Below are 11,083 nucleotides of genomic sequence, written 5' to 3'. Positions count from 1 at the left end.
TCGTCATAGGAACGGCAGCAGTGTTCGTGAAAACAATGTCGTCCAGTGTGTATTCTGTGTGTAATGAACTATGGCAAGTAGCGCAATCGATTAATCCAAGCGATTCACCCGGAACCGTTGCATAATCATTGGAATACTTTTGTGTCGTCGCATTCAACGTAAACGTCGCTGGCACATTGTGTTCAACAACATATTTGAAACCGCGATCAGCATGGCACGGCGTACAACTTGTATTGCCGGCTTCTTCAAATGCAGCTTCTCCCCAAGAGTGTTTCGAAAATTCATATTCAGCTTGAATTTTGTCAACAAGCAAAGGATTATGGCATTGTTTACACGTTTCATTCGCATCGACGCCGTTTTGGCCATTTTGGCCATTTTGGCCGTCCGCACCCGCCGGTCCTCTTGGTCCCTCGCAGCTGCTTACAAAAAGTAGCGCAATGATAGCTATCGGTAACATCATCGCTGCTAATCGAAATACATTTTTCATATCAACCTCCGCAGTCATAAATTAGAACAGCTCTTAAAAAGGATATTTAGTTATATGTTAAATCTTTCACACTTCAATTGTAATATTTACGTCATAATAAAACTATGATATTTGTCATGTTTTTGTAAAATTTTTCAACAACTTACAACTTATTTTAGCAAAAACAATAAAGGCTGAATTATAAAAGTGTTGTATTTTTGAACACAATGAACTTTAAAGCATTTCTTGCTTTTCGAGGCCCTTTATAGCTTCTTTTCAATTGCATTTCGATTAGAGATTAAATACATTCGTTCGGGTTTTTTCAATCGACAGATTCATTTTTATCCCAACCATGATTCAAGCCATTCTTTTTGATCTCGGCAATACTTTATTGCGTCAGGACAATCTCGACTTGCCCAAGCTTGAGAAAGCAGGATTTTTAAATCACCTCAGTATTTTCAAAAAGCGGGAACTTGGGATCAATCTAAACGATTGGGGCGATCTTTTTTACCGTCTGTATGAACCGCAAAAAAAAATTGCTGAAAAAACCAATTTGGAAATTTCAATCGCTTCCATTTTTAATGCGATGACTGAATTTTATCGTATTCCCAAGGATCTGAATTTACCGTTGATGGTCCGCAATTTTTTTCAACCGTTGATCAATGCCCAGATGCTTTTTCACGATGCGATGCCTACACTGCAATTTTTAAAAGAACATGAAATTCGCCTTGCTGTGATTTCCAATACCCACATGCCGGGAATTCTTTCCATGGAAGTTCTTGAGCGGCTTAATATCAAGCATTACTTTGAATTCGCTTTTTTTTCGTCCGATTTCGGCTGGCGCAAGCCACATTCGATCATGTTCGAATCCGCAATTAATCACTTACATCTCAAACCTAACAATATTATATATGTCGGCGATCAACCCGAAAAAGACGTTGTTGGCGCAGGCTCTGTAGGCCTCAAGACGGCCTGGATTAATCGGGACAACACGAAATTAAAAAAATCAGCTATCTCACCGGATTATACATTGACGACTTTGTCGGAATTGGACTTGTTGATTAAAAAAGCCAAACGATGAACGGTATCCATCAAATTTTATTTGATTTTGATTACACGCTCGCCGATTCATCTGAAGGCATCATCCGTTGCGTCAATTACGCACTAAAGGAAGTTGGAGCAAAAGCGGCAGAACCTTCGGCTATACGAAAGATGATTGGCCATTCTCTTGAAGATACTTTTGGACAGTTCATTGAGGATCAGGCTGTAATTCAAAAATGTAAACAGCTTTTCATGGATCATGCCGATACCGGAACGATGGTTAAAAATACTTTTATGCTTGCCGGTGTTGAAGAAATTCTTGAAATTTTACATGAAAATTTCTATACGCTTGGCATCGTGTCGACTAAACGCCGTTCAACGATCGAAGATACTTTACAGCAAAATCAATTGGACGATTTGTTTGATGTCATCATCGGTTATGAAGATGTTAAAAATCTTAAACCTGATCCGGAGGGTATCATTAAAGCGATTGATCGAATGGGAGGATCGGTCGGCGATACGTTGTATGTCGGTGACAGCGTTATTGACGTTTTGGCCGCTCGCAATGCCGGATTGAGGATGATCGGCGTTACAAGCGGTACGACCGATGCCCAAACATTATTGCAAAACGGTGTGAACGAAGTTATTAAAAGTTTAAGTGAGTTATTAACCGTACTCCGGATTGAAGCATGAAATATTTCAATATGACATTAGTTTGCGTTGTTTCGATTTTAGTATTGTCCTGCTCTGGTAGCAGCAAAATTCAGCAAAAGCAGGTCGTACCTGTTAAGAATGATCAAATAGTAAAAGACAAGCAGGAAAGCGGAGAAAAAAAACAAGATGAAAGTTTCAATCCCTATTCACTCGACGATCGTTGGAGGATCAAACCTAAACAAAAAGATTTGAGTATCCAACCCTATTCGGAAATGAGCCAGCCGAATTTTGGAAATGATCATAAAGAATCGTCCGCCATGGGCTATCGGATCCAAATATTTACTACCAAAGATTATTACGAAGCCATTGCTCAACGTGACGAAGCGATAAAAAAATTTACAGAAGAAGTTTATCTTGATTTTGAACAGCCATATTATAAAGTTCGGATCGGCAATTTTACCGACAAAACCGCTGCGGACGAAATCAAAGAATTTGCAAAATCGGTGGGATACCTGGATGCCTGGGTCATCCAGACGCGCGTTATTATTTCCGGACAATAATCGTTTTTATCATTTAAATAATTACACATCAATCCAAGGAGATCAATCACATGGATGTAAAAAACATCAAAACCATAGGCGTCTTGGGATGCGGGCTGATGGGATCGGGTATTGCACAGGTCGCTGCCGCGTCAGGCTTTAAAACGATTGCGCGCGAAATCAATCAGGAACTGATCGACAAAGGGATCGGCAATATCAAAAAGCAGCTTGAACGTAACGCGGCTAAAGGAAAAATCACGGCCGAAGAGAAAGATAAAACGATAGCCAATCTAAGTGGCTCAACCAGCCTCGATGATCTCAAAAATTGTGACGTTATTATCGAAGCCGTAACGGAAGATATTAAGATCAAAGGCGAAATGTATTCTTATCTGGACAAAATTTGTCCTTCCCATACCATTTTTGCATCGAATACATCCAGTCTGACGATTACGGAAATGGCGGCGACGACTCAACGTCCGGACCGTTTCTGCGGCATGCATTTCTTTAACCCCGTACCGGTGATGAAATTAGTGGAAATTGTCAAAGGCGTGCGCACATCGGAAGAAACTTTCAACACTGCATTTGAACTTGGAAAAGCTCTGGGTAAAACGCCTATTGGCGCTAAAGATAACTCAGGATTTGTAGTTAATTTTCTGTTGGTTCCATACCTTTTGGGAGCGATTCGTGCGGTTCAAAACGGAACAGCTTCTATTGAAGATATCGATAAAGGTATGATGCTGGGCTGCGGATACCCGATGGGACCTTTGACGTTATTGGATTTTGTAGGTATTGATACGACGTACCGCATCGCAGAAATTATGTTCAAAGAATACGGCGAACCGATGTACTCTTGTCCGCCATTATTGCGGAAGATGTTTATGGCCGGCTTCTACGGTAAAAAATCCGGAAAAGGTTTCTATGATTATTCGTCAGGAACACCGGTCGTTAACAAAGAAATCGTGAGCTATATAAAGTAAATTTTTTTTAAACCTGTTTCACAAAAAAAGGCGAGAATTTTTCTCGCCTTTTTATTTTAATACATTTTCTTCAACACAGCCCCTCGATAAAAATATCCTAATATCTGCTGGAATCCATATCCGTCTTTGGCCATTGTTCGGGCGCACCACTGGCACATACCCACGCCGTGACCGTTGCCGGCCCCTTTAGCCGTGACGCTTATGATCGTTCCGTCGGTATTCCGTTCGATGCTGATTTTGAATAACGAACTATACAATATCGATTTTTCACCTTTAAGAATCCGTCGGATCTGCTCGCCGCTAACCGTATACTGATCTTTTGTAAAACCAACTTTGATCGATTGAATCCTTTGGCTCGAATCACGCTGAATAACAGCAAGATTATAAAGCTTTTGGCTTTGTAATTTTGAAAAATCTTCACCGGGCATCTGATCTTTGAGAATTATCGGGAGATTGGTTTTAATCAGGTTCTCAATTTCTTCCCCTGTCCATTTGATTTCCCATCGATATAAGGGAGATTCCATGCAAAAGTTTTTTCCGTTGTAGCTTGTCTGAATGCTTCGCAAATATGGCACGTTGGCTGAATTTTTCCACACGTCGAATGCATTGGCTGTGATGCCACCGCAAGTCGAAAAGAAAACGGCATTAATTGGCTGATCATTGTACTGCAAAATCTGTCCGGCTGTTTCCATGACGGCTTGATTACTCACATCTGTCTCGCTGGATGCGCCTTGATAAACCTGATCTCCTACATCGCTTACGTAATCGTAGGTTTTATATTTATTTCGGTTTTTGACGGCATACGTCCGTGCCGCAATCGCTTGCGCTTTAGCGGCTTCAATTTGCTCCATCGGTAATTTTCCGATCTCATTGCGAACAACGCCCATCAGGTAAGACTCCATATCTAAGGCATTGATTAATATCATTTCGCCATTGATTGCGGTTGCTACCAATAGTCCACGATAGGAGTTGCCACCGGTCGAGAACCGAATTTCATCCGACTTTGCAGAACATGTAGCCGTTGCCGCTTTTCCGAGTGATTTTCCTTGCGCATCATAGATTTCTATTTTATTTTGCGCGCACTTTAATTCAATCTTTTGTCCTTCGGACACATAAGTAATGTCCTGATTGTCTTCACTTTTGACTACAAAAGCCATGTTTGCCGATACGGCAACGGCTTGAGAGGTTTGCCGCAGGAGAACTTTTACTTGCGGAACAGCATCGGACGTCGTGACGGATCGCATACGCGGAGCGGCTGAGCAACCCAAAAAAAATAAACCTACTATCTTAAGACAGTATTGAAGTTTCATAAATATGTGACCGCTTATTTTAGTTTATTGTATAATACTGCACATCATCTGGTTCTTTCATTCAAAATTGTAACAAGTAATTATGCTCAACTCTGCCAATGAAATACTTCTATTAGCTCTTCTTCTGACTGTTTTTGTTTTCTTTTGTTTTACAATCCTGATGATGCACAAATTCTACAAATAATTATTCTTCTGAAATGCTATCCGACGAGATATTATAGTATTTCAGTTTCTTATGCAGGTTTGTGCGCTCGATGCCCAATTCTCCTGCCGTCTTAGTCACATTCCACCCGTTCCGCTCCAACGCCTGAACAATGTACGTTTTTTCAACATCCTCCTTCATGTTTTTTAAACTCTTTCCGGAAGAAATACTTTTGACAGGTACATTTTTTTCAAGCACGGCCTGTGGCAAATCAGATACTTCGATTTTTTCATCTGAACTTAAAATCATTACGCGTTCAACAAGGTTTCTCAATTCTCGAATATTTCCCGGCCATGCATAGCGCACCAAAGCCGCCAAAGCGTCGTCGGAAAATTTTTTTGGACGCAAACCGGTCTCATCGCAGACCTGTTTTAAAAAATAATCTAACAAAATCGTAATGTCGTCTTTTCTTTCCCTCAAAGGTGGCATGAAAATCGGAACTACATTCAGCCGGAAATACAGATCTTCGCGAAAAGTATTTCTTTCAACTTCGGCTTTAAGGTCTTTATTGGTTGCCGCGATGACGCGAACATCGACTTTTATCGTTTTCGTACCGCCGACTTTTTCGAATTCGCCTTCCTGCAAAACACGTAGAACTTTTGCCTGTACTTTCAGGCTCATATCACCGACTTCGTCCAGAAAAAGCGTTCCGGTATGAGCCTGCGAAAATTTTCCTTCGCGATCGGCTACGGATCCCGTATAAGCGCCTTTGACGGCGCCAAAAAATTCACTCTCGATCAAATCTTCAGGAATCGCAGCACAATTAACTTTAATAAAAGGTTTGTTTTTCCGCGGGCTTCGGTCATGGATCGCACGAGCAATCAGTTCTTTCCCGGTGCCGCTCTCTCCCAGAATCAGTGCACGCACCGTAGTCGGTGCAATTTTTTCAATCTGATTTTTTATGGCTATGATCGGCTCGCTTTGTCCAACCATTTCAAATTTTTTAGAAATTTCACTTCTCAAAGAACGGTTTTCAGAACGAAGCGATATTTTTTCAAGAACATTCTTAGCTGTAATGACGACTTTTTCTTTGGTTAGCGGCTTTTCTATAAAATCGTAAGCGCCCAATTTTACGGCTTCAACGGCATTTTCAATCGTTCCGTGACCCGACATCATCACCACAACGACTTCCGGCTCATAATCTTTGATTTGTTTTAGCACATCGATGCCGTTTATTTCTGGCATTAATAAATCTAAAAACACAAGATCGATCGCCTGATCATGAATGATATCGAGCGCTTCTTTGCCGTTTTCAGCGGAAAAAATTTTGTAATCTTCTCCTCCCAAAATCATTTCTAATGAGCGGCGAATGTTTTTTTCATCGTCAACAATCAGAATCGAGTCCACGCGATTGCACCTCTTAAGTAATTTTATTCACGCCTCAAAACTCTATTCATCACCCGGTTCAGTACGGAAAAGTCGGCGCATTTAAAAACAACAGTCAAACCAAGATACAGGACGATACCGACCGAAATCCCAACACCGGCACGGGTCAAATACTGTGTTCGTAATGATTTGGAAAGCATCCATTCCGCGTTTGTCAATGTGTAATTAACAATAACCACGGCGACCGCCATCAGCAACGAACACGCCAGAAGCTTGGATGCATCCATAACCGGCTTACGCAATTCAAATTCCGGAACTTTACGTTTCAATCCCACAACAAAAAGAACAATTTGAATGGAAAATGCAACCAACAATCCCAGAGAAAATGCCGTCGGGCCCATCATTTGTGAAAAAACATAACTAATCACTAAGTTAATCGTTGTTCCGATCAAGCGAAACCAGAATGGCGTCCAAGTATCTTTGATCGCATAAAACGCGCGCGCAAATAAATACCATAAGCTTTCGAGGGGAACAACCATAGCAAAAAAGAAAAGAATTGACGCCGTTAACTTCGTTTGTTCTATACCAAATTTTCCTCCGCCCAGAACTAATCCAATAATTTCATTCGATAAAACCGCCATGCCGACACCAGCCGGAAGCGTCAGATACAATATTTGGCGAATGGAATTTTGAATATTGTAATTATAATTAACAAAGTTTTTCTTACTGGCATTTTCAGCTAAAAAAGGAAATATAGCCGTCACAAATGAAATTCCGAAAATGCTGACCGGAAAACTTTCAAAATCAAACGCATATTTAAAAGCTGAATAACTGCCTTCCGTCATGCTGATTGAAATTTTTGAATACACTAAAAAAACCAATTGTAAAAGAGCCATGTTCAAAATATTTGGAATGGCTAATAAATAAATCTGTTTCGCTCCCTTGTCGTGCCAATTCCATTCAAAAGAATAACGATAATCCGTTCCGCGAATATCGATCCAATTAACCAGGACAACCAAACAGCTCCCGATTAACGCACCGTAAGCGGCTGAATAAATACCATACTCTTCATGAAATAATACGATTCCCAATATGATCGACGGATTGTAAACCAATAGCGCCAAAGCGTATGCGATAAAATGTTTATGCGTTTGTAAAATCCCGCTGTAGATTTTACTCACTGCGAAAGCAATTTGCGTAGCTAAGAAGATCCGTGCAATTAAAACGATTCCGTTTTTCTGATCTTCCGCTAATCCGGGCTTCAGCCACACATCGGTAATTTGCGGCATAAAGATTCCCACTACCACGCATATTCCAGCAAAGAGAACCATTGTCATATTCAGAAAACTGCTTGCCATTTTATTGGCGTCATCGGTGCTCTTTTGCGCTAAATATTCTGAAAAAATCGGAATGAATGACGAGGATGTCACGCCCATAATCAGAACTTGCTGAAGCATATCCGGAATCGTTGTTCCGTAGTTGTAAATATCCGTGTCGATGCTTGCACCAAAATAATGCGCCATGACTTTATTGCGCACAAGCCCTAACAAGGTACTTAGCAACGTAGCGATCGTCACAAAAAGTGCGGCAACGCCTGCTTGCTGTGATTTAAAAATCGATAATACGCTTTTCAAAAACTTTAAAAGCCTTTTTTATATCAAATCGTTTTGTTATGCAAATAGCCGTTGCCGCTGATGATACCTTCGATCTCTTTAGTCGTTTGGTGACGATCGATCAAACGTTTTAATGCCGACGTTGCCTTTTTCAATCGTTCGTTCGTTGAGCGCATCTCAAGAAGCGCTTGTTTTTCATTTAAACTAAAACCCGAACTCGCCGCAATTAAAAATGAAAGTTCTTTTGAATTCATCGAAGGAATGGACACGTCTTTGTCAATAGCGGTCAAGCGAACAGCGTCTTTATATAATGTTATGGCACGCTTCGATAAAGCTTCCATTTCAGGATCATCGTGATCCACGTCGTCAAAAAATTCTACCAAACCGGTGAGATACGGTTTGTCGTTTACAATACGGCTGATCGAAAAACGTCTTACGCCTTCCGTAAGAATATTCATCCGTCCGTCATCGAACGTTTCCATCACACGGCGAATTTCGGACGAACATCCGATTTTATAAAAATTTTCCCCCGTATAATACACAACGCCAAAAGGCTCGTTCTGTTTTAAACATTCGCCGATCATCAATTTATAACGTTCTTCAAAAATATGAAGCGGTAAAGGCATTCCGGGAAATAACACCACTCCAAGAGGAAACAAAGGCAGTTTAACGGGATGACTCATGGTAAGGCCTTCAAGTGTTCAAACGCTTCTTCTACTTTAGACTGATCCGTCACGGCGTGAATTTCGGCGCGGCCGATTTCTTTTAACACAATCAATTTCATCGAACCGGTCGATTTTTTATCAGATAACATTTTATCCAAAATATCCTTCCAAGAAGTTTTTTTGATAAATTCGCTGATCGTTTTTTCTTCATGGCTTTTAATGACGGTTGTCAGAATGCGTTCGATCCTGCGATAGTCCTCTTGCTTTAAAAAATTCATTTTCATTGAATAATACGACGCAGCGATCATTCCGTATAACACCGCTTCGCCGTGTTTAATAGCACCGTATCCGCCTAAATTTTCCAGCGCATGTCCAATGGTGTGTCCAAAATTGAGAATCATGCGCGGCCCGGCATCAAACTCGTCTTTCTCGACGATTTTTGATTTAATGATGCATGATGTATATATGGCTTGCCGGACAAACTTGGTATCGTTACTTAAGATTTTTTCCCAGTTGGTTTCCAGCCATTCAAAAAATGAAAGCTCGGCAATCAGGCCGTATTTGATAATTTCTGCAAGCCCGCAAACCATTTCACGTTTCGGCAACGTGCTCAAAAAACTACTATCTCCAAAAACAAATTTCGGTTGATAAAACGCTCCGATCACATTTTTGGCGAGCGGGTGATTAACCGCAACTTTACCTCCGACGGAACTATCCACCATGGCTAACAACGTAGTCGGAATGTGCACGTAAGGAATTCCGCGCATGTACGTCGCAGCTACAAATCCGGTCAGATCACCCACCATTCCGCCTCCGAAAGCAATTAAACTGCTTTTACGATGCGCACCTTTTTTGAGGAGTTCACCAACCACATCGGCCGTAGTAATCAGGCCCTTATACCGCTCACCGGCAGGTACCACAATCCAGTCATGTTCACAACGGACTTTTTCAAATAACGCTGTGACGGATGCCCGATACAATTTTTCGACATTGGTATCCGTAATTATAAAACTTTTTAAATTAAAATTGGCCGCAATCAATTCCGGAATTTTTTCAAGACGATCCGAATCGAAATAAACCGGATAACTGCGATTACCTAAATTGACCTGCAAATCATTCATGATTACACATTAAATTTAAAATGCATGACGTCGCCGTCGCGAACAACATATTCTTTACCTTCCGTCCTCAAAAGCCCCTTGTCTTTGCACGCTTGTTCCGTTTTATTTTTTACCAAATCTTCCCACCAGATCACGTCAGCGCAAATGAATCCGCGTTCAAAATCCGTGTGAATCACACCGGCGGCTTGTGGACATTTAGTTCCGCGATGAATTGTCCACGCCCGAACCTCGTCCGGCCCCGCCGTAAGAAAACTTACCAAATCAAGCAACAGATACGTTTCGCGTATCAGGGTATGAAGACCGGGCTCCTTCAGTCCCAGGCTTTCAAGAAAGCCCCTACGCTCAGCTTCAGGCAATTCGGAAATTTCAGATTCGATCTTTCCGGAAATGACAACGACGCGGGCATTCTCTTTTGTAGCAATTTCCTGAACTTTTTTAACGTAAGCATTACCGATCAAAACATCGTTTTCACTTACATTGCAGATATACAATACCGGCTTCATGGTCAACAGAAATAAATCGGCTATTACTTTTTGTTCGTGATCGTCCAATCCCAATTGGCGAGCGGGTTTCCCATCATCCAATTGTTTTTTGACTTTATTAAAAACTTCTAAAGCCGCTTTGGCATCCTTATCGCCTGTTTTAGCTGTACGTTCAATCTGGGATAGCCGTTTCTGCACGCTTTCCATATCTTTTAAAACCAGCTCTGTATCGATAATCGCGATATCGCGTTCCGGATCAACGCTTCCTTCGACGTGCACGACGTCGGAATCGTCAAAACAACGAACAACCTGTGCAATAGCATCGACTTCGCGAATATGACTCAGGAATTGATTTCCCAAACCTTCGCCCTCATTTGCGCCTTTTACTAATCCGGCTATGTCGACGAAATTTACCGTTGTATATAAAGTTTTTTTCGGTTTAAATAATTCGGACAATTGATCGATTCGATGATCCGGTACGGTCACAACGCCGACGTTGGGTTCGATCGTAGCAAACGGATAATTAGCCGCTAAAGCGCCGGCAGCCGTCAAAGCATTAAAAATCGTTGACTTTCCCACATTCGGCAGACCCACAATTCCACATTTCAAAGGCATATTCGAATTTTCCTTGTTAAGATAACTTATGGTACAAATGCGGCTAAAGGTATAAAAAAAATCGCAAACTCA

General features: G+C 41.3%; 11 protein-coding genes. 4 read left to right on the top strand and 7 right to left on the bottom strand.

Translation table 11 applies throughout. The features are described 5' to 3' along the window. Positions 1 to 487, bottom strand: a 487-nt coding sequence (locus tag K1X84_08175; GenBank protein MBX7151602.1) for a hypothetical protein, incomplete at its 3' end; no start/stop codon positions are given. Positions 488 to 818: 331 nt separating this feature from the next. Between K1X84_08175 and K1X84_08170 the strand changes: the two genes are divergently transcribed. The 4 genes from K1X84_08170 to K1X84_08155 are packed head-to-tail and all read left to right on the top strand — an operon-like array spanning position 819 to position 3,677. Beyond that, complete coding sequence (locus K1X84_08170; protein ID MBX7151601.1) at positions 819 to 1,547, top strand: HAD family hydrolase; 729 nt, start codon at positions 819 to 821, stop codon at positions 1,545 to 1,547. Further along, complete coding sequence (locus K1X84_08165) at positions 1,544 to 2,200, top strand: HAD family hydrolase (GenBank protein ID MBX7151600.1); 657 nt, start codon at positions 1,544 to 1,546, stop codon at positions 2,198 to 2,200. Before K1X84_08170 ends, K1X84_08165 begins: the two co-directional genes overlap by 4 nt. Next, positions 2,197 to 2,721 (top strand): SPOR domain-containing protein, encoded by a 525-nt coding sequence (locus K1X84_08160; GenBank protein MBX7151599.1) that lies wholly within the window; start codon positions 2,197 to 2,199, stop codon positions 2,719 to 2,721. The genes K1X84_08165 and K1X84_08160 overlap by 4 nt, the downstream gene beginning before the upstream one ends. Before the next feature lie 50 nt (positions 2,722 to 2,771). Next, a complete protein-coding gene (locus K1X84_08155) occupies positions 2,772 to 3,677 on the top strand; it encodes a 3-hydroxybutyryl-CoA dehydrogenase (GenBank protein MBX7151598.1) in 906 nt (301 codons plus the stop codon). A 56-nt stretch (positions 3,678 to 3,733) separates the two neighbouring features. Here K1X84_08155 and K1X84_08150 read toward each other — a convergent pair whose 3' ends face one another. The 6 genes from K1X84_08150 to ychF all read right to left on the bottom strand — a co-directional run bounded on the left by K1X84_08150 (position 3,734) and on the right by ychF (position 11,011). Further along, a complete protein-coding gene (locus K1X84_08150; protein ID MBX7151597.1) occupies positions 3,734 to 4,921 on the bottom strand; it encodes a SpoIID/LytB domain-containing protein in 1,188 nt (395 codons plus the stop codon). 250 nt (positions 4,922 to 5,171) lie between these two features. After that, on the bottom strand, positions 5,172 to 6,536 hold the full coding sequence (locus tag K1X84_08145; protein MBX7151596.1) for a sigma-54 dependent transcriptional regulator: 1,365 nt from the start codon (positions 6,534 to 6,536) through the stop codon (positions 5,172 to 5,174). 23 nt (positions 6,537 to 6,559) lie between these two features. Further along, entirely contained in the window at positions 6,560 to 8,149 is a 1,590-nt protein-coding gene (murJ, locus tag K1X84_08140; protein MBX7151595.1) for a murein biosynthesis integral membrane protein MurJ, read from the bottom strand. Positions 8,150 to 8,172: 23 nt separating this feature from the next. Next, the gene (locus K1X84_08135; protein ID MBX7151594.1) at positions 8,173 to 8,811 is read right to left on the bottom strand and encodes an LON peptidase substrate-binding domain-containing protein; all 639 of its coding nucleotides are present in this window, start codon (positions 8,809 to 8,811) and stop codon (positions 8,173 to 8,175) included. Continuing rightward, the gene (aroB, locus tag K1X84_08130) at positions 8,808 to 9,914 is read right to left on the bottom strand and encodes a 3-dehydroquinate synthase (protein ID MBX7151593.1); all 1,107 of its coding nucleotides are present in this window, start codon (positions 9,912 to 9,914) and stop codon (positions 8,808 to 8,810) included. Before aroB ends, K1X84_08135 begins: the two co-directional genes overlap by 4 nt. Before the next feature lie 2 nt (positions 9,915 to 9,916). Next, positions 9,917 to 11,011 (bottom strand): redox-regulated ATPase YchF, encoded by a 1,095-nt coding sequence (gene ychF, locus K1X84_08125; protein ID MBX7151592.1) that lies wholly within the window; start codon positions 11,009 to 11,011, stop codon positions 9,917 to 9,919. Positions 11,012 to 11,083: the final 72 nt, after the last annotated feature.

The sequence above is a fragment of the bacterium genome (genome assembly GCA_019695335.1).
Lineage (GTDB): Bacteria > CLD3 > CLD3 > SB21 > SB21 > JABWBZ01.
This window is presented reverse-complemented; position numbering and strand designations above follow the sequence as displayed.

Coding starts and splice junctions, on each gene's coding strand:
- aroB (MBX7151593.1), bottom strand. CDS start 9,914: ATGAATGATTTGCAGGTCAATTTAGGTAATCGCAGTTATCCGGTTTAT.
- K1X84_08135 (MBX7151594.1), bottom strand. CDS start 8,811: ATGAGTCATCCCGTTAAACTGCCTTTGTTTCCTCTTGGAGTGGTGTTA.
- K1X84_08150 (MBX7151597.1), bottom strand. CDS start 4,921: ATGCGATCCGTCACGACGTCCGATGCTGTTCCGCAAGTAAAAGTTCTC.
- K1X84_08155 (MBX7151598.1), top strand. CDS start 2,772: ATGGATGTAAAAAACATCAAAACCATAGGCGTCTTGGGATGCGGGCTG.
- K1X84_08170 (MBX7151601.1), top strand. CDS start 819: ATGATTCAAGCCATTCTTTTTGATCTCGGCAATACTTTATTGCGTCAG.
- K1X84_08165 (MBX7151600.1), top strand. CDS start 1,544: ATGAACGGTATCCATCAAATTTTATTTGATTTTGATTACACGCTCGCC.
- K1X84_08160 (MBX7151599.1), top strand. CDS start 2,197: ATGAAATATTTCAATATGACATTAGTTTGCGTTGTTTCGATTTTAGTA.
- ychF (MBX7151592.1), bottom strand. CDS start 11,011: ATGCCTTTGAAATGTGGAATTGTGGGTCTGCCGAATGTGGGAAAGTCA.